At 61.5% G+C, this 18,762-nt stretch carries 12 protein-coding genes; 1 reads left to right on the top strand and 11 read right to left on the bottom strand.

Annotated elements, in window-relative coordinates:
* Positions 1 to 126: 126 nt before the first annotated feature.
* The 10 genes from cas2e to G606_RS10445 all read right to left on the bottom strand — a co-directional run bounded on the left by cas2e (position 127) and on the right by G606_RS10445 (position 16,257).
* A complete protein-coding gene (cas2e, locus tag G606_RS11015) occupies positions 127 to 510 on the bottom strand; it encodes a type I-E CRISPR-associated endoribonuclease Cas2e (RefSeq protein WP_081664144.1) in 384 nt (127 codons plus the stop codon).
* Positions 504 to 1,523, bottom strand: a complete 1,020-nt coding sequence (gene cas1e, locus G606_RS0108545; RefSeq protein ID WP_026645595.1) for a type I-E CRISPR-associated endonuclease Cas1e — start codon at positions 1,521 to 1,523, stop codon at positions 504 to 506. Before cas1e ends, cas2e begins: the two co-directional genes overlap by 7 nt.
* Before the next feature lie 19 nt (positions 1,524 to 1,542).
* Positions 1,543 to 2,250 (bottom strand): type I-E CRISPR-associated protein Cas6/Cse3/CasE, encoded by a 708-nt coding sequence (gene cas6e, locus G606_RS0108550; protein ID WP_026645596.1) that lies wholly within the window; start codon positions 2,248 to 2,250, stop codon positions 1,543 to 1,545.
* A gap of 11 nt (positions 2,251 to 2,261) precedes the next feature.
* Complete coding sequence (gene cas5e, locus G606_RS0108555) at positions 2,262 to 2,990, bottom strand: type I-E CRISPR-associated protein Cas5/CasD (RefSeq protein ID WP_034524146.1); 729 nt, start codon at positions 2,988 to 2,990, stop codon at positions 2,262 to 2,264.
* 7 nt (positions 2,991 to 2,997) lie between these two features.
* A complete protein-coding gene (gene cas7e, locus G606_RS0108560) occupies positions 2,998 to 4,128 on the bottom strand; it encodes a type I-E CRISPR-associated protein Cas7/Cse4/CasC (RefSeq protein WP_034524148.1) in 1,131 nt (376 codons plus the stop codon).
* A gap of 55 nt (positions 4,129 to 4,183) precedes the next feature.
* Positions 4,184 to 4,813, bottom strand: a complete 630-nt coding sequence (gene casB / locus G606_RS0108565; protein ID WP_026645599.1) for a type I-E CRISPR-associated protein Cse2/CasB — start codon at positions 4,811 to 4,813, stop codon at positions 4,184 to 4,186.
* Complete coding sequence (casA, locus tag G606_RS10805; protein ID WP_081664145.1) at positions 4,803 to 6,527, bottom strand: type I-E CRISPR-associated protein Cse1/CasA; 1,725 nt, start codon at positions 6,525 to 6,527, stop codon at positions 4,803 to 4,805. The genes casB and casA overlap by 11 nt, the downstream gene beginning before the upstream one ends.
* Before the next feature lie 34 nt (positions 6,528 to 6,561).
* Complete coding sequence (cas3, locus tag G606_RS0108575; protein WP_331270820.1) at positions 6,562 to 9,651, bottom strand: CRISPR-associated helicase Cas3'; 3,090 nt, start codon at positions 9,649 to 9,651, stop codon at positions 6,562 to 6,564.
* Between the two features lie 377 nt (positions 9,652 to 10,028).
* The gene (locus G606_RS0108580; protein WP_026645601.1) at positions 10,029 to 11,300 is read right to left on the bottom strand and encodes a glutamate-cysteine ligase family protein; all 1,272 of its coding nucleotides are present in this window, start codon (positions 11,298 to 11,300) and stop codon (positions 10,029 to 10,031) included.
* Positions 11,301 to 11,496: 196 nt separating this feature from the next.
* Positions 11,497 to 16,257 carry an acyl-CoA dehydratase activase-related protein gene (locus G606_RS10445; protein WP_231371475.1) on the bottom strand — a complete coding sequence of 1,587 codons (4,761 nt, stop codon included), beginning with the start codon at positions 16,255 to 16,257 and terminating at the stop codon, positions 11,497 to 11,499.
* Positions 16,258 to 16,814: 557 nt separating this feature from the next.
* Between G606_RS10445 and G606_RS0108590 the strand changes: the two genes are divergently transcribed.
* Positions 16,815 to 17,858, top strand: a complete 1,044-nt coding sequence (locus G606_RS0108590) for a hypothetical protein (RefSeq protein ID WP_051198776.1) — start codon at positions 16,815 to 16,817, stop codon at positions 17,856 to 17,858.
* Between the two features lie 45 nt (positions 17,859 to 17,903).
* Here the strand turns inward: G606_RS0108590 and nrdG are convergent, their stop codons facing one another.
* Complete coding sequence (gene nrdG, locus G606_RS0108595; protein WP_081664167.1) at positions 17,904 to 18,671, bottom strand: anaerobic ribonucleoside-triphosphate reductase activating protein; 768 nt, start codon at positions 18,669 to 18,671, stop codon at positions 17,904 to 17,906.
* Between the last annotated feature and the right edge of the window lie 91 nt (positions 18,672 to 18,762).

The following is an 18,762-nucleotide window of genomic DNA, read 5'->3' on the forward strand; positions in this document are numbered from 1 at the left end:
CGGGATCATCCCCGCGCTTGCGGGGAGCACACTAAGAAATCCCTGTGTTTCCAACATATCATTGATCAGCGAGAAGCATTTTCATTCACTTTTCACGGCGCACTTCGCATCTCCTCCTCCGCTGTATCATTCTCCCGGTCTCTTCCCATATCGTCGCGCACGTCGGTATTTCGCAGCATTGCTCCAGCCGCGTCGCGGTTTGCCGGCAAATGTCTCGAGGGACTCCTGCTCATCAGACTCATTAGGATGCTTGATCAGCTGCAGACCGTCACAGTCGACCGGCTGCCAATCCGATCTGAACACGCGAAAATCCATATGCTGTTCGTTGCGCGCAGAGAAGACCATGATGGCTCGCCCATCCTTCAGTGTATCCACTATGCGTTCCCATAACCGATCACGAACACGAGCAGTGACATGTCCCACGAACACGCCCGGTGCGATTTCCAACAGCCATCTGCTCACATCGCCGCGTAAGCCGGTCGGGCAAGCGGTCAACACGATAACTACCATTGCGACCCTCCCCACTCATCATCGATGACGCCATACGCCTTCCCCGCTTCCACTTCCTGCAGTTTCTCATCCCACAGTCCTACATGATCCCTCGGCTCTTCGTCTTCGCCGTCTTCGCCGCCAACGTCGAGCAGTATGCGGATGTCCTTCACCATCCGATCCAGAATCGAGAAATCATACACCGCATCCCGCATCGCCTTCCTCACTGCGGAACCAATGTCCTCCGGCTCATCCGCCGCGGTTCGAAAAGCAATCGGTATCGATGATTCCGCCTTATACAAATCGGCGACATCATAGACGAACGAACGTTCATGCCCCACATGCACGAACCCCAATCCCGGCGAACATCCCAATGACACAATCGCCGCATGCGCCAACGCATACAAGCATGTGTGCGCGGCCGACAAAGCCTTGTTGATTTCGTTTCCCGCGTCATAATCATCCGGATTGTACGTTCGCTTGTCCCATGCGACTCCGGTTTCCTGCGACAATGTGCGGTAGACCTTGCGGATGCGCGCTCCCTCACGGCCACGCAGCTGCTGCATCGTCAGCGCGCTCACGTCCTCCCCCGGGAAGCGCATCTGATACATCTCCCGTGCCACGGCAAGCCGCGACCTCGTGTTGCTGACAAGTCTCGCCTGCTGCTGCAGCAATCTCGATGAATGGGTGAGCGGCTTCCCGAATGCATACGTCCGCACGCCGCGCTCACCTACCCATATGACCGTCGCCCCGTTCTCCCCGATGACGGTCATCGCCTGATGCGTCACATTCGTCCCCGGACCGAGCATGAGCACGCTGAGCGACGCCGCAGGCACGAAGACCGTCCCCGTACGATCCGTAACGGTGATCGCGTTGTCTTTCCGATTGATCACGCAGTGCTCGAAGTACGCGAATGATATTCGGTCCTCGAAGCGAACGAGCTCACCGAGTTCGGGTGCTTTGGCACCCTTTCCTGGCCTTCCTGCATTCCGAGAGCGGAGCTTTGCCCCCGAACCCGATGAGACCTCATTCATGCGAGACACTCCTCTCTTGCTATTCCTCTGCTGACGATACGATCATCGGCGCTATCGTCATCAGACCGCAGCCGAAGCCTTTTGCCGGGCCGATTCCGTGACACAGCGCATGGCGGAACCGGTCTGCGTCCGTGATTCGCAGACAACCATCGAACGCTGCCGTCGACAGCGTGACTTTGGAGCCACCCCGATTGAACTGTTCGCGTTTGCGTTGCGTCACTCGCAGCGCAGGTCCGCTCTCCTCCTCCAACACTTCGAATCCGTTGGCTTCGGCGCGGCGCAACAACCAATCGATTTGTTGGCTGACCGTCACATATCCCTGTCGTTTCCCGATGATCTGTTCAGGCGTCCTTCGGCTGTGTTCCGCGCGATCATGGGCGGCTTTGCGCACCGGATTCGCACGCAGACGGAAATTCCATTGCTGTCCAACGGCAAGTCGGTCAAGCAGCTTGGAGTACTCCCGTGTTTCCCATTTGCATCGGCTGGGCCATCCCGCCTGTTCGACGAGATGCGTGAAATCAGGCGTCTCGGGACTGACCACGTACAGCACCGTACTATGACTCTGCTCGTTATGGTCGATGCGCCACAGCACACGTCCCCGCTCGTCGTTTCTGACCGCATCCGGCGGGAACGCATGTTCTACGGCCGCATGCATGCGGTACGGCGAGGCGATGAGCTGCTTCGCCTCAAACCGCGCCAGATTCAACTGCATTCGTGATAGGTACATATCCTTCTCCTTTAGAAGAACATCGGATCATGCGCGTCCAACACATCCGCGTCAACGTCATGCATTGCGGCACTTGGATTATCGATGTAGTACCGATGCACAGGACGTCCGCTGTATTCACGATGACGCTGGCTGAAGGTCACCGGCAGATCATTCTGCACGTCGCCGGACTCTCCGGCAAGCGCATCACGCACGATTTCCAATCGCTCGCCGGAGTGGCTTCTGCGATACCAATCGGATGCCTGCCATGGATGCCGTTCGAGCGCATCTTCAATGCTCTCGTATTCATCGTGCACGCCAAGGTTGAATGGGTATGCGGGCGGGCACGACCGGCGTCCGAGATACAACGGCCAGCGGGGATGCCGCAGCGCATCGTCGAGCGCATCCAATGTGTCCCTCGGCGCACCGACCGCCACCAGAAACATCGCATCGGCAAGATAGAACCGATTCGTCACCGGTAGCACCTTCGCGAAGCTTGTCGAGTTGCGTTTGCGATCGAGGGACTTCTCGGTCTGATAATCCCTCATGACGAGTCCTTTTTGCTCGATGCGCACGCCGAAGGACAGTTGGAGCAGATCCTCGATCGGATCTTCCCTTGTCCGTCCCTGAGCGCTGGCCAGCAACCCTATTACCGCGCTTTTCGTAGGTTCCGTTCGCGTCTCGCGCCGGTTGAATCGCGAGGCGTCGCCCCATGATTGCATCGGCCCCGCGAGGCGAAGCAACAACACTCCAGAGCTCATGGCAATCTCATCCTTCAAACATCTCGGTGAGATACCGCTCAAGGCGATCATGGAGTTCTGGAAGCGTGACAGCCTCCCCCAGATCGCCGACCTTGTCCGCAAGATCACCGACTCCCATGACCCAGCTGCGTTCCGGCGTTTCCCCATAGGTGTCCTGCAGGTCACGCAGATGGGCGCCCAGCCTGACGGCCGCCTGTTCGGTAATCGAGGCATCGTCCTTCGGATACACAGGCTTTTCAAAAGCGTTGACGGCGTTGATCGGCTGGTCGTCACGGATCATCGCCACGCATACGCTCGGCAACGTCCGGTTCGCGAATGTGTTCTGCTTACCTGTGGGCATTGAGCGAACGAATGCCTCGACGAATGCAACGATGCCCTGCACCGCCGCAGCATCGTCCCCCAGCTGCTTGCGCAGCGAGTCGATGTTGACGTTGGCGTAGCGGTACAGCGTCGACGAGTTGAAACCCACCGTATCAAGCATCGCCGCGCCCGCGTTATCTTTCGACGCGCAATCGTCGATTGCCGTGTAATAGTCGTATTCCGGAGTGATCTGATCCACCGAGATCGCATGCGCGACCTGCGAGGACGCATCGGTGTTCAGTGCCGGCGCATCGGCGAGCATACGGCCGAACAAGGCGATGTCGATGGCCTGCTTGCCATGGAACGCCGCTTGCGATTCAGCCTTCATCTCCTTCGTGGGTTTACCGATCGGCTGCCCGTCGTCCGCCCACTGTATTGCGAGATCGGCGAGCGCCTGAATTTCCGAATGGGCGATGAAAATGAGGTAGCTCGTCGCATCACGTCCCGCGTCGGCGCCGCTACGCTTGGATTCCTTGATTTCCACGCCGATGGAGCCCAGCACGGCCTTTGCGAGCGTTGCCGCATCGGATGCCAGATCGGGGCGTTTCTCGCCGATAGCCTCTGCGATAAGCGATGCGGCCATCTTGGTGCGTACGCCGAGTTCATCCGACTTGAGCATCGTGGGGAACATCTCGCGCATCGCGCGCTTCCAGGACTGGCTGGAGACGCGTGCGCGCAGCTTGCCGCCGTAGTGGCCCACCTTCGGATTGCCGGTGTCGTCGCGGTTGATATTGCTTGCAGGCACGTTCTGGATGATGTGCACATCGAGATAGGACATGGTGATTAATTCCTCTTTTCTTAATTATTTGATTGTTATCTATTGTTTGACTGTGTTATTTACTTGTGTTGCGCGTGGATGCTGGCCGATAGTAGAAATCGCAGCTCCAGCGTTGGAACACCTGATTGGCGTATTCGGGGAACTGCAGCAGATACAGATCCTGCGCAAAACGCCGATAGTCGAGGCTGATGTCGCGGCCGGACGCGCGCATGAGCATGATGAGCGCTCTGAGGAACCACACGATGCCTTCGAAGGTCGGCGCGCTTTCCGCCGCGCTGAGACGTCGCACGATGCCTTTGGCCGCGTCGTCGTTCATGCCGCTATCGGGGTCCGTCACGATTTGCCTGCATGCGGCGCCGAACGAGATGGAGCGCGTTTCCAGCGTATCGACCTGCGCGACCGCGGTCGTCTTCGATTGCTGGTGCAACGCGTACAGCCCCAGCGCCGTACTTACGGCCGCGACCGCGCGCGGGTTGCGATCGGGATCGCCCAACGATTCAGTCGGCCAGTCGCCGTACAAATCATTGCCGATGTCCATCCAATTTGTCCCCCTGCCGTCGATATCGGCACGCAGCCGCGCCAATGTCGCTTTCGCGGCAGGGTTTTCCGCGAGGACGCCCCGTTGCAGCGGCATGATTTTCCCGTTGACGTAGCAACCGATTGCGGCGGTCATGTCACTGGCCATTGTCGTCTCCTTCCAGTTTGTTGTCGTCCGATACCGTTTCGGAAACGGCGATGGCGCCAAGGATGCCGTTCAGCGCTCCCCTGAGTTCGAGGAGGGCCCTGCCTGACGTCATAGGGCTGCCTTTGCCGCCTCTGTTGTCCGGTATGTGCACTCCGAAAGCCTGCGCCGGCGATTGGTCAAGATATCGCTGCGCCATCGCCAGCAATGACCGGTGCACATCATCCTGCCATCGTTTTCCATAGAGCTCCGCATCCCGGTCCTCGGTGAACCGTGCGATGCGGTCACGGAACATCGCGTCCATCTGGGCGTAGGCCATTTCGACCACATCATCTCGGGCCGCTTGGGAGTTCGTACATTGACCGGACGCGATATGCAGATTCCTCACGAAATCGGCAAGCGTCCTGACGGATTCCTCTGTTTTATCGATGACTTCGAGCAGCACTTTCACACCGTCGTAGTCATGGCGGAACATCACCGAGTCAATCCGCAGGGAATCATCGACGCTTGCGTCGAATATCGAACTCTGCGTGCCATAGGTCATGCCTTGGGCGTGCAGGGTCACCTGTCCCAGCAAATGCTCATCGGAACGCCAACCCGCATACCGCTGCATCTCCTCAAGCCAGCCGATAACGCCGGGACGCAATTCACGGTGCCGTCCTCCGGACGCCTGCAGCACCGGGGCCAATCCCCGCCACAAGTTCCTGCTTGCAATATGGGTCCGAGGCATCATCGGTTCGTTGCCGTTGTTCCGTCCCAGCTTCTTCGCCTGGTTCGCGCTCAGATACCATGCGGTCATCTGCTCGCTCCTGTTGTTGTCATAGGCGCGCACGATATCGCCGTAGCAGACCACGCATCCTGTGACGCGACCGTGTTCCTCGTCAACGACGAGTCGTACGCGACGCGCCTGCAGCGTCAAGGCATCGACTACGCCGTGGAAAGATCCCTGCAGCACCATGTCGGTCGTCGGCGCATCGTCCTTTTGCCAAGGTGCCTCATCGCCGTCCCTGCCCAGCAGCACATCCGCGTCGTCGCCAGTCGACGGATCATACAGCACCCAGTTGAGCACGAGAGTCTGGAAGAGGTTGTCCCCTTCCACGAAGATGCCGCCGATGGCTCCGAGCCATCCGGTGCCTACGGCTCCTTTCGGTGCGTAGACCTTGCTGTTCGTCACATGCGTGTTGCCCACGACCGGCGATTTGATGCCCGCCGTGTCGTACGCTTGCACAAACGCCAGCCAGCGTGCCGCTTCGGCGAACGACACGGAAGCGACACCGCTGCCCGACCTCATCGAGAACAGCGTGCGATCGGCCTTCGGCACATCGGCGATGATCGCCTCGAGCGGATCGACATCCTTCGCCGTGTACTGCAAATCAGGCGTCTGGAAGAACGGCCTGCGTTCGTCGAGCAGATCGAAGCGGTCTTCATATCGGGACAGGTAGGCATCAATACGCGCCATGTCGAATCCGTCGCTCTCCCATACTTCCATCCACAGCTCGCACATCTCGTCGCAGTCTCCCCGACGATCCGCATACGCGCCGTACAGCACCGCCAAGGCGATGCGCAGCATCGGCATGACCTGCTGCGGAATATCGCCGGTGACACCTCGGATGGCCGTAGCTTGCGCGAACAGCTCGCGCAATGACAGTTCGATCGGTTCACCGTCGGCGGCCACGCATGGAATCCAAGGTTCTCGGATCAAATTGAAATGGCACACAACTTCTCCTTTCTTGTTTCATCGAATTGTTTCCTCATTGAGATTTATCGTCTCTCGATATGACGCTCAGCCCCTCCCTCCTTGAATAGACGACGTTCCATTGATTGATGCAAGCCGAATACGACACATCCTCGGCGAGCGCTTCATCGGATGCCCCATCCTGTGTCAACACAAGCGCAAGACGTCCGGCAAGCCACGGGGATTCCTGCCATTGCGCGACGATGTCCTCACATTGCTTCTCCAACGCGTCGATCAACGCATCAATGTCCCATTGTCGGCACATTTTCGCCGGCAAGCGTACCGAGGAGCGACTTACCGTTTTCGCGAGCGCGGCTCTAGGCGTCGATTGGATCGGTATGGATGCGCCTTGGTCGACGCCATGCGCCGTGTCACCGATCCAAGGCAGCAAGTGGATGACGTCCCCCTGTCGGCATACCAGCATGACTTCGATGGTCTCCTGGGTGTCGCGTACGGCCCGGTTGCCCGCGTCGTCGCTGAGCGAATGCGCATCGTCTATCTTCATGTCGAAGAAATCGAGCAGCGACGCGCGTCTGCCACGCATCGCGCTCAACGACTTCATCAGATAGGTCTGTGCTCGTTCCCTTTGATCGGACTCCTTATGGTCGCGTTCGACGGCCAGCTCATCGTAGGTATCGACCCACCGCTCCGGAATAAGCCCTCGGATCAAATCGGAATCGTAGGCGGTACGCACGGTGCGCGCGATGTCCTCCGGCAGATGCGCGACGCAGCTCGTTCCCGCTCTTGTCAATCCCAACACGGCGAGCGCATCCATCAACGACGCACTTTCGTATACCCGATCGACGTTGCGCGCGAAAGGGGGACCGTCCGGCGTCCATTCCTCGATGCCACGCACATAGCAGACCGCCTGACGCATCCGTTCGGGACGGTCGCATTGGCCGTCGCCACGCATATGTCGATGCACGCGTCCTACGCGCTGCATCAATAGATCGATTGGCGCGATGTCGCTGACCATGACATCGAAGTCGATGTCCAGCGATTGTTCGAGCACCTGCGTTCCGACGACGATCAACCGTTTCGGACGTTTGCCGTTCGCTTTCGTCGCCCGAGGTCCCAACAGTCGGCGCAGGCGTTCCTCGTTGTCCATCCGGTCCTCGTCGACGAACCTCGAATGGGTGAGGATGACGTCATCCGCGCCGAAACGGGTGCACGCGCATCTCGCGAGCGCCTGCGCCCTGTCCACGGTGTCGCAGACCACGCCCGCACATCCGCCATCAACGAGCAAACGGTCGAGCAATGCCATGATGGATTCGTCGTCATCGTCGACGAGGCGGAACTCCATATCGACTCGCCGCGCCGACGGATGCACGTCCTTATGACGGACCGTGCCGGAATCGGTATAGGTGATCAGCGGATAGGACTCATCGACGACGCTCTCCCCCATATTGTCGTCGTCCATGACGGTGGTACGAGCAGCACCGTCACGCCCCTGCATATAGGCATCGACGAAGGAATCGCGAATGGCGCGCGGCAACGTCGCCGACAGCATGACGACCGGCACATGGAAGCCGCCCAGCCATTCGAGCACACGCTTGAGGTATTCCCGCATGTACGAGTCATAGGCGTGGCATTCGTCGATGACGACGACCTTGTTCGCGAGCGCCAACTGCCTGAGCATCACATGCTTGACGCGGAGTGCGCCCATCAGCACCTGATCCACCGTGCATACGAGGAAGTTTGCAAGGACTCCCTTTTTGCGCCCTTGCAGCCATTCGGACACCACCGTCTCCGCTGCGACGCGCTCCTCGAATCCGTTGCCGCCGTCACCGTCGTCGATGGAGGACAGGCGCATGCTCGACGTGCGGATGATGTCGGAGAATTCGTCATTGAGCTGCGCTTTGCCGTGTGAGAGCCAGATGTTCTTTTCGGTCTCTCCCCGCTCCTGCGGGAGCGCGTCGAGCCATGCACGCACGCGGCCGAACATCGCGTCGGTCGTCGCCATCGTCGGCAGCGCGACGCATACGCCGCCTCTGCCGGTACGCACTCCCAGAATTTCGGCGGCGGCGAGTGCGGCTTCGGTCTTGCCTTCACCCATCGGAGCTTCGATGATGAACAGACCGGGGTCCTTTGTTTCCGCGCACAGGCGGACGATGTCCCGCTGGACGGGTCGCGGATGCGCACCTTCCGGAAGACGGAAACGCGCTGCGTAGAACGCGTTGGCATCGGCGGCGTCCCGCAGCGTACTCCCGTCGCTCGTCCATGCTGACGGCAGATGCACATGGCGCCATCCGCGCTCGGCACGCCGGATCAGTCCCGCTTCCGTGGTGATGTCCGTTTGGGCGCTCCCCTCAGAAGGCAGCACGGGAACCAACGGGAATAGATCGTCATCGCTGTTGCTGGCGATCCAATCGGCCATGATGACAATCGCGGTGATCAGCACCTGCGACTGCGCACTGAGCGGATGGCGTCCAAGCCATGCGAACAATGCATCGTCGATGCCGGCGATATCGGCGACATAAGCGATGAGCTCATGCTGCACGTCGGACCATGCGGCGTCGTCCGCGCCGATGCGGCGTCTGGTGATGCCGCTGCAACGCGCATCCTGAAGCGCATGGTGCGTCAGCGGTTTGCCGTGGTGCGAACCCACGACGCCTGCGTATCCTTCGCTTACGCGCGCCTTCCAATGATGACGGGTGGCCAGATAGCGATCCAAGAGGAATGCGCCGGCTTCGGGATGCGTCGGCGTGGCGTGATCGGTCATCACCGGAATCTCAAGTCCCACCTCCCGCACGATCCATGACATCGACGCCCCATCACCGTAGCGAATCGGCTTGTCCTGAAATACGGGTGTGGCTTTGCCTAAGTCATGAACACCGGCGAGAAACATGACGATTTTCTTCGCGACGTCCTCACGTCCCTCCAAGTCACAAGCGATGATCTCACGCGTCCCCTCAGGAAGCCAATCATCCCAGATATGTGCAGCCACACGTGCGGAATCTGACATATGCACATAGAGCGGCAGCCACTCCTCGCCGTCTTCCCTGTCTGTTTTCCCCCAAATCGAACATGCAGCCCGTGAAAGCCGCGTGTCTCCTATCTTCGGATGTTGTCCTTCTCTCATCGCCCCACCCCTTTTGGTTGTCATCGCCTATGATGGTTAGCAACCATAGCGTGCGGGAAATAAGAAGTCTAGAATCGTCTCAGAATGTGAGATATACTAATTTTGTTATGTTCTCTATTTTAAGTTCCATGATTCAACCATGAGAGTCTTTCTCCATAACCAATTCTTCTGGTACGCTCGTGTGTGTCGGCCTCATTCCCCTTCCACATGAGACGCGGCCAACGCCCCATCATCAAGGGGATGATCCGTTAAATTAGGCCACATAACGGTGCTCCCCGCAAGCGCGGGGATTCTTGCCCCGGTATGATTTCCACCGGTGTAACGACAGGGCATCCTGCGCCACCACTACACGCGGGATGCCCTTTATCATTCCTCAGATCGCACCGATATAAGTACTCCCCTCACCCCTGCCTTACCTCCGGCCTTCTCGCATCTCCGGGCACCTGCTCGAGCGTATCCTCAACGCCCAAGACCTCCGCCCAGTACTCCATCGGCTGATCATACGGCTTCGCGTCTCCCCCGCGCGACTGCAGCACGGCCTTCGCGGCATGCACATCCTCGCCGGTCAGGCCGCTGAAATACGATTCAAGACGCCCACGGCGCTCCGAGTCGTAGAACAAATCGCCGACGATCTGCGTGAGCCGCTCGGCGCGCTCCACCGGCAGCGAATCCCAATGTCGCATCTCGATGAAGTTCTTCAGACGCACGTCGTTGAAATGCGTCGAGAGTACATGGTTGATCTCATAGGCGTTGAGCTCGCGGTCCGGGTAGACGTCGGCCGCGTTCGAGGAGAACGCGGCGAACTCGAGCTCGTGCTCCGGTCGCCCCTTGTATTCGGGCGTATGCGTCAGGTCGGCGAACATGAGCGGCGTGCTGAGCACGTCCGCCGCGTAGTCCTCCCAGCCGAAACGCTCGTCGTAGAGTCCCGGCGTCACGTTCGTGCGCTGCACGTCGAGATAGTCCCACATCCGCTGGCGGCACAGCGGCCATGGGTTGCGTTCGCCTTCGAAATACGGGGTATTGCGGAAGAACCATGCGAGAATCGGGCCGATCGCGGTGCCGAGCCGCATCTTCGCGATCGCGTCGCGTTCGCTCGTGTAGTCAATGCTCACCTGCGTCGACGCCGATGCGCGCATCATGCACGGCCCGAACTGGCCGATGCGTCCCAAGTATTCGTTCATCGCCGCATAGCGCCGTTTCGGGTTGAGCGGAATATCCGCGTACGACGTCTTCGGCTGGTACCCGTAGTTGACGAGGCGGAAGCCGAGTTCGTCGAGGATCGGCTGCGCCTCCTCGATAAATCGTCCGTGCAGCGCGAGCAGATCCTCCGGCTTGCGCAGGATGCCAATCGATGTTTCGATCTGGCCGCCGGGTTCCAAAGACACTGCAAGTCCCTCACGGCCCAATCCGACCAAATGGTCGTCCTGCCAGTATTCCTGATCGGCGTCGTAGTACGGCCGCAGACGCCGAAGCAGCTCCTCGACGCCGTCCGGCTCACCGTAGGTGACGGCCGTGTCGTCGGCGTTGTGCACCGGCAGATGCTCGATCTCCACGCCGAATCCCCCGGTTCCCGGCGCGGAGCATCCCTGCTCAAAGAAACGGACAAGACTGCGCACATGCTTCGGATTCGGCTCGACGAGCAGATGCGCGTATGAGACTCGTGGTGTTGTCATAAGTGCCCATAGTAACGCGCGCGACCCGTGACACGACGTCGATGTTCTAAAACTTCCTGATAACCTGTACAAATTGCCGAGCATTGCGAGCGCGGGCGCCGTCGTCCATCCGTCCGTGCGTTACGGCGTCCGGTCCGCGCGCACGGTTTCATCGACCCGTCCGCCGCCGACGCGGAGCGGCGGCAACGGCCGCGCGTCAGCGACGCGCAGCCTTCTTCGCCGCGGCGATCATCAGCTTGATTCTGTTGAGCTGGTTCGCCTCGCTCGCGCCCGGGTCGTAGTCGATCGACACGATGTTCGCCTCCGGGTACATCCTGCGGATCTTGCCGAACATGCCACGTCCGGTCACATGGTTCGGCAGGCAGGCGAAGGGCTGCGCGCAGATGACGTTCGGGCAGCCGGATTCGATGAGTTCGACAATTTCGCCGCTCAGCAGCCATCCTTCGCCGGCCTGCACGCCAATCGACGTGACGGTCGCCGCCTTCTTCACGAGCTCGTCCATCGGCAGATCCTTTTCGAACTTGCCGCCGCTGAGGTCGAGCGCGTCATGCACCGGCTTCATATACATGTGGATGACGCCCTTGAACGCGCCCATCAGCGCCTTGTTGCGTCCCATGCCGATGTTGCGCTCGTTCCATTCGTTGATGTACGGACGCATCGTCATGAAGTCGATGATGCCCGGCACGACGGCCTCGCAGTCCTGCGATTCGATGACGTCGACGACGTGGTTGTTCGCGTCCGGATGGTATTTGACGAGGATCTCGCCGACGACGCCGACACGTACCTTGCGCGGCACGTCGCGCAGCGGCAATGCGTCGAAACTGCGCACGATGGCCTTGACGAGCGCCGCGTAGCTCCAGTGCCCACGCCCGTAGAGCATCTTCGCGGTCCTTGAGTTGCCGTGGTTGAGCAGCGTTTCGCGCACGATCGTGTTCCACCGTTCGTACAGCCGGTTCGCACTGCCCGGCCGCTGTTCGTACGGGCGCACACGGTAGAGGCATTTCATCAGCAGATCGCCGATGATCAGTGCCTTCGCCGCCCGATGCAGCAATGGCACCGTCGGCGTGAAGCCGGGGTTGTCGACGAATCCCTGCGTCGAGATCGCGAGCACCGGGATCTGCGGATATCCGGCGTCGATGAGCGCCTTGCGAATCAGGCCGTAGTAGTTCGTCGCCCTGCACATGCCGCCGGTCTGCGAGATCGCAAGCGCCGTCGTGTCCGGATCGTAGCGTCCGGATTTGATGGCTTCGACAAGCTGACCGACCGTCATGATCGCCGGGTAGCAGGCGTCGTTGTTCACGTATTTGAGTCCGGTTTCCACGTCGGCCTTGTCGGCGTGTGCAAGCACATCGAATTTGTATCCGCTGGCGCGCACGGCGGCTTCGACGAGGCTGAAGTGGATCGGGCTCATCTGCGGCGCAACGATCGTGTGCGTCTTGCGCATCGCCTTGGTGAACGGCGTGTGCTGCGCGTAGTTGCTCATCGTGGCCTTCTGCGTGCGATGACCTTGCTGATTGCGCTTGCCGTCGTCGCGAGCGCCCATGATCGCGTCGAGCATCGCCTGCCGTCCGGGCGTCGGCGCCATCATGCCGGTTTTGCGGAATGTCGTCGACGGCGTCGCCACAGTGGTCGCAGAGGCGTCGGCTGTGGCCGCCGCGGCGGCTTCGCGCGCGTGCTGGTTGCGTTCGCGTTCCTCGACGGCAGCCTTGAGCGAACGCAGTCGTATCTTCGCGGCGCCGAGGTTGCTCACTTCGTCGATTTTGAGCATCGTGTACACGTCGGCCTTGTCGGCGAGGATCTCGGCGACCTGATCGGTCGTGATCGCATCGAGGCCGCAGCCGAAGGAGTTGAGCTGCACGAGTTCGAGTCCGGGCCAGTGTGCGACAAAGTCTGCGGCCTTGTACAGGCGCGCATGGTAGGCCCATTGGTTCATGACGCGCAGCGGCAGTTTCGTGACCTTGCGGTCGTCAACGTGGCGGAAGCCGTCGGCACTGCACGCATGCGGATCATCCTCCCCTTCGGCAAGGTACGCGGTCAGGTCGAGCTTGTCGGCCGGATCGATCCAGCTGACGGAATCCTCGGAAAGGACGACCATGCCGAGCGAGCAGATCGTCTCGGGGATGCCGTGGTTGATCTCCGGGTCGACGTGGTAGGGGCGGCCGGCGAGCACGATGCCGCGGCAGTCGTGCTCCTTCATGTAGGCGAGCGCGCGCAGACCCTCCATCTGCACGTCGTGCTTGAACACCTTGTCCTCGGCATAGGCAGCGGCGACGGCCAGTTCGGCCTCATCGCGCGTGACGCCCGCCCAGGCGAACTCCTCGACGATGCGGTTGACCATGAGATCATGCTTGGACAGGTTGAAGTACGGTTTCATGAACCGCACGCCGTCCTCGCGCAGCCGCGGCATGTTCGCATCGACGACGACCGGATAGTTGGCGACGATCGGACAGTTGAAATGATTGTCCGATTCGGGCACGAGATCGTCCTCGAAGCTCACGCATGGGTAGAAGATCGTGCGAATGCCCTTGTCGAGCAGCCATGTGATGTGCCCGTGGACGAGCTTCGCCGGGTAGCAGATGTTCTCGGACGCGATCGATTCGATACCGCTTTCGAACAGTTCGTGGTTGCTGCGCCCGGAGATGACGACCTTGAAGCCGAGCGACGTGAGCAATGTGAACCAGAACGGATAGTTCTCGTACATGTTGAGCACGCGCGGAATGCCGATCTCGCCGCGCGTCGCCTTCTTGTCGGTGAGTCTGCGGTAAGCGAAGGCGCGCTTGTACTTGTAGTCGTAGAGGTTCGGACGGTCGCTGCGCTTGCGTTTCGCGTCGCCGCCGCGCTCGCAGCGGTTGCCGGTCACATAGCGTGAACCGTCGTGGAACGTCGTGATCGTCAGTTTGCAGTGGTTCTGGCACAGCTTGCACACATCGCGTTCGGTCGTCATGCTCAGCTCGTCGAGCGCGGCGCCCGACAGGATGCTCGAGACGGTGTGCTCGATGCCATTGACCTGCACGACATGCGCCGCGGCGTCCGCGGTGTCACCGTCGGTATCGTCGGCGACGTCGTCGTAATGCATGCGCGCGGTCAGGGCGGCGCCGTACGCGCCCATCAGGCCGGCGATGTTCGGACGCGTCACCTCGCGCTCGGTGAGCAGTTCGAAGGCGCGCAGCACGGCGTCGTTGAGGAAGGTGCCGCCCTGCACGACGACGTTGTCGCCAAGCTCGCCCGAGTCGCGCAGCTTGATCACCTTGTACAACGCGTTGCGCACGACCGAATAGCATAGGCCGGCGGCGATGTCCTCGATGCTTGCGCCTTCCTTCTGCGCCTGCTTGACGGACGAGTTCATGAACACGGTGCAGCGCGATCCGAGGTCGACGGGAGCCGTGGAATTCAACGCGGCCTGTGTGAACTCCTCGATCGACAATCCCATCGACTGCGCGAAGGTCTGCAGGAACGAGCCGCAACCCGACGAACAGGCCTCGTTGACGGCGATCGAATCGATGACGCCGTCGCTGATTGCAAGGTACTTCATATCCTGGCCGCCGATGTCGATGACGGCGGTGACGCCCGGGCACGTCATCTCGGCACCGCGGTAGTGCGCCATTGTCTCGACGACGCCCTCGTCCAGATGCAGACCGGTCGTGATCAGGCCCTCGCCGTAGCCGGTCGCGCAGCTGCGCGCGATCCACGCGTCCTCGGGCAGATCGCGCTGGATGCGCCGGACGATGTCGATCGCCGCGGTCAGCGGCGAGCCGTCGTTCGTCGCGTATGAACTCCATACGATCTCGCGGTCGTCGTTGACGAGTGTCGCCTTGATCGTCGTCGAACCGGCGTCGATGCCGAGGAAATGCGGGCCGTGCGCGCCGTCGAGCGTGCCGACGTGCACATGTTCGCGGTGGTGGCGCTCGTCGAAGGCCTCACGGTCTGCCTCGGTGGCGAACAGCGGCGGCATCGTCGCCGTGTTCGCACCCAGGTTGCTCAGCTCGGCGAGCGCGGCGATGATCTCGTCGAGCGTGCGCGGCGGATAATCCTCGGCGTGTTCGATCTGGTCGGGTTCGCCGACGGCGAGCGCAGCGCCGTATGCGACGTACAAGTGAGCGTCTTTCGGTGTGACGAATTCGTCGACCTTGCCATCAAGCGCACGGCGGAACGCCTCGCGCAGCTCGCTCATGAAGAACAGCGGGCCGCCGAGGAAGACGACGGTGCCGTGGATCGGACGGCCAGAGGCGAGGCCCGCAATCGTCTGCGTGGCGACGGCGGTGAAGATCGAGGCGGCGAGGTCGGGTTTGGCGGCGCCGTCGTTGATGAGCGGCTGCAGGTCGGTCTTCGCGAAGACGCCGCAGCGCGACGCGATCGGATACAGGTTCCCGTACTGCTTCGCCATCTCGTTGAGGCCGGCGGCGTCGGTGTCCAGCAGTGTTGACATCTGATCGATGAACGCGCCGGTGCCGCCTGCGCACGAACCGTTCATGCGCTGCTCGGGCGTGGGCTTGAGGTAGGTGATCTTCGCGTCCTCGCCGCCCAGCTCGATGATGACGTCGGCCTGCGGGATCTGCTCGTCGATCGCACGCGTCTCGGCGATGACCTCCTGGACGAAGGGCACATGGATCGCGTCGGCGAGCGCGAGGCCGCCGGAACCGGTGATCGCCAGACGCACCGGCTCGTCGGCGCGGCCCAGTTCGGCGAGGCGTGCGCGCACGTCGCGCAACAGCTCCTCCATCGTGGCGCGCACATTCGCGTGGTGGCGGCGGTAGTCGGCGAACAGCGGTGCGTCGAGCGCGTTGGAATTGTCGAGGACGACGGCTTTGACGGTCGTCGAGCCGATGTCGAGGCCGATGCGCGGCACGGAAGGCTCCGGACGCGCCCCGGTCGCGGATGCGAACTGCGATGCGGCCGGCGGCGTGCGCCTCCCCCTCGTCGCATCGTCGTTCGGCATCTGCTCCTTCGGATGAACCATCGTTACCTCACTCGCTCATGGTGCCCGGCAATGGCGGAATTGCGCCGCTGCCGCAGTGGACGTCCGACTTCGCGCCCCTGCAGGACCTGCATAGGGCAATCACCCCAGCATAGTCAGGCCTCGGTACGTTCGTTGCGGTGCGCGCAGGGCCGGTTCGGGGCGCCGCATACGTATGCAGCGCCCCTTTGCGGATGTATCTGCGCTGAGGGAGAGCGTCTTCTCGGCATTGGGTGAGTATCCGCGGTTTTCGGCGTTGGAACCATGCGGTTCCCGGGGCGCATACTCGCCATATTCGTACATGTTGCTCTCCCTCAGCGCAGATACATGCCGGCAGGGGCCGTCGATGGCCCTGCATGCCGGCAATTCCATGCCGATGGCCAAGCGGCGCTGCTAGAATCACCGGTATCGCGCAGCCAGGCATCGGTCCGGGCGGCGGACAGGCACGCTACCGACGCGGAGACGCCGGGCGTTCCGTTGGCGCGCGCAGAAGACGTACGTAGACTACATAGACATAGATAGACAGCAGACTGACAACAGACCAGCATACGGGGGTGCCCATGTCCGAACGCAGATACGAACCGACCGAGCAGGAGGCGCCGACGGAGGCTATGCCGCAGTCGATGCCGACGACGCGCATCGACATCGAGACGCAGGTCAGCGAGGGGCCGGTCACGGCCGCGTTGCCGCCGCGCCCCGCCGCGCCAACCCCCGCCAGCTTCCCGCCGACGCAGCCGCCGACATCCCACGACGGCGACAATGCCGACACAGAGGGGGACGACGACGGGAAACCCAGGAAGACGGGCAGGAAGTGGCCGATCGTCACGGCGGTCGTGGTCGTCGTCGCGCTCATCGCCGGCGTGTGCGGCGCGATCGTCTACAGTAACAAGCATTCCGAAGCGCTGGTGCGGTGCCGCGCAGCGGTCAGCGATTTCAGCGCCGCACGCAAGAAACTCGTCGACACGACGCAGAACCTGTCGTCGGCGCAGCAGTGGGTGCTCGACGCGCTCGGCGTCAACGGCATGATTGACGCGGTCGCGGATGCGGCGGCCGCCGCCGAACAGACCGTCTCGACCGAGGGTTGCGCGACGAACGCGACGATCACGCAGCTCAACCTCGTCACCGACACCGTCAACAACACGACCGCTTCACTCAACAAGTCGGTCGACGAAATCACGAAACAGCAGAAGGCACAGCGCGATTTGCTCGGCAGCGGCGACTGGAAGAAGAAGGCGATGGAGTGGATCGGCGGCTCCGCCTCGAACGAGTCGAGCAGCACGAAGACCGACGGCTCGATCACCGACGGGTCGGCCGGATCCGACGGCGGCGAGGCCGGTGACGACACGACCGCGGCGAAGAAGGGATTCAAGGATTCGCTCGAACATGCGAAGGGGCTGCTCGCGTCCGTCAAGCAGCAGTTCGGTTCCTCCGAGGCGGGCAAACGGATCTGCGATGGCCTGCAGTCGGCGATCGACGCAGCTGAGAAGCTTGACCTGTCGCCGATCACGAATTCGAAGATCTACAAGGCCGCCAAGGTGACGCTCGACGAGGCAATCTCCACCGTCAACCACTGGATCGACTCGCAGGCCGAGAAAGCGCAGTGACGGCGGACACCAAAACCAGAAGCCTCATCCGTCCGCCCGCACACGTCAGCTCGCGTCGCCTTCGCCGGCGGCGCGCTCCTTGCCGTAGATCTCCGGGATGAAGCGCTCCTGGTCGTGCAGTTTGCTCCAGATGACGACGTCGCCGCGCTTAAAGCTCGCCGGCACGTCGATGATCCGCTGGTTGCGCGAGCCGCGGAACTGCAGCAGCGAATCGTGCTGATCCTTGAGATACCGGCCGTCGACGAGGATGTCGATTTCGCGCAGCAGCGCCATCTTGTCTTCGCTCTCCCCTGCGCGCATCAGTTCCTCCCATGTGTATCCGGTCCAGCACCAGATGTCCTTGCTGTGCCCGAAGCGTTCGCGAATCTTGCGCGCGAGCGGCAGCAGCACGCCGGTGTTGAGCAGCGGCTCGCCGCCGAGGAACGTGATGCCCTGCACGAAGCTCTGCGCAAGATCGTCCATGATCTGCGCCTCGAGACGGTCGTTGTATTCGTGCCCGGCCTGGAAATCCCAGATCGACGCGTTGTAGCACTGCTCGCAGTGGAACGGACATCCGGAGACGTACAGCGAGCAGCGGATGCCTTCGCCGTCGGTCATCAGGAAACGCTTGTAGTCGGCGATCATGTTGTGGCTCATCCGCTCGCTCGTCCACTGTCCAGCCTTCGGATTGTTCGCGAGCGCCGTCGGAATCCCCGGCCCGCGTCCGCTTTCCCCTGCCGCGAAGTCATGCACCCGCGGCCTCCTGTCGGCCGCCGCGTTCGTCGGGACCGTCTGCGGCGCGTCTTCCGCGGGCGTTCCGGGGAGCTGCGTCATCGGTTCCGTCGATGATTCGACGACGCTCGCCGAACCGTCCGCGCTCGTCGTGCCTTCCGTCCTACGCCATTCCTGCGTCATGTTTCGTCCT

It is taken from the genome of Bifidobacterium sp. AGR2158 (assembly GCF_000424225.1).
Taxonomy (GTDB): Bacteria; Actinomycetota; Actinomycetes; order Actinomycetales; family Bifidobacteriaceae; genus Bifidobacterium; species Bifidobacterium anseris.

Excerpts from the sequence above, each read along its gene's own strand:
- cas2e (WP_081664144.1), bottom strand. The coding sequence starts at position 510 with ATGGTAGTTATCGTGTTGACCGCTTGCCCGACCGGCTTACGCGGCGAT.
- cas1e (WP_026645595.1), bottom strand. The coding sequence starts at position 1,523 with ATGAATGAGGTCTCATCGGGTTCGGGGGCAAAGCTCCGCTCTCGGAAT.
- cas6e (WP_026645596.1), bottom strand. The coding sequence starts at position 2,250 with ATGTACCTATCACGAATGCAGTTGAATCTGGCGCGGTTTGAGGCGAAG.
- cas5e (WP_034524146.1), bottom strand. The coding sequence starts at position 2,990 with ATGAGCTCTGGAGTGTTGTTGCTTCGCCTCGCGGGGCCGATGCAATCA.
- cas7e (WP_034524148.1), bottom strand. The coding sequence starts at position 4,128 with ATGTCCTATCTCGATGTGCACATCATCCAGAACGTGCCTGCAAGCAAT.
- casB (WP_026645599.1), bottom strand. The coding sequence starts at position 4,813 with ATGGCCAGTGACATGACCGCCGCAATCGGTTGCTACGTCAACGGGAAA.
- cas3 (WP_331270820.1), bottom strand. The coding sequence starts at position 9,651 with ATGACAACCAAAAGGGGTGGGGCGATGAGAGAAGGACAACATCCGAAG.
- G606_RS0108580 (WP_026645601.1), bottom strand. The coding sequence starts at position 11,300 with ATGACAACACCACGAGTCTCATACGCGCATCTGCTCGTCGAGCCGAAT.
- G606_RS10445 (WP_231371475.1), bottom strand. The coding sequence starts at position 16,257 with ATGGTTCATCCGAAGGAGCAGATGCCGAACGACGATGCGACGAGGGGG.
- G606_RS0108590 (WP_051198776.1), top strand. The coding sequence starts at position 16,815 with ATGTCCGAACGCAGATACGAACCGACCGAGCAGGAGGCGCCGACGGAG.
- nrdG (WP_081664167.1), bottom strand. The coding sequence starts at position 18,671 with ATGACGCAGCTCCCCGGAACGCCCGCGGAAGACGCGCCGCAGACGGTC.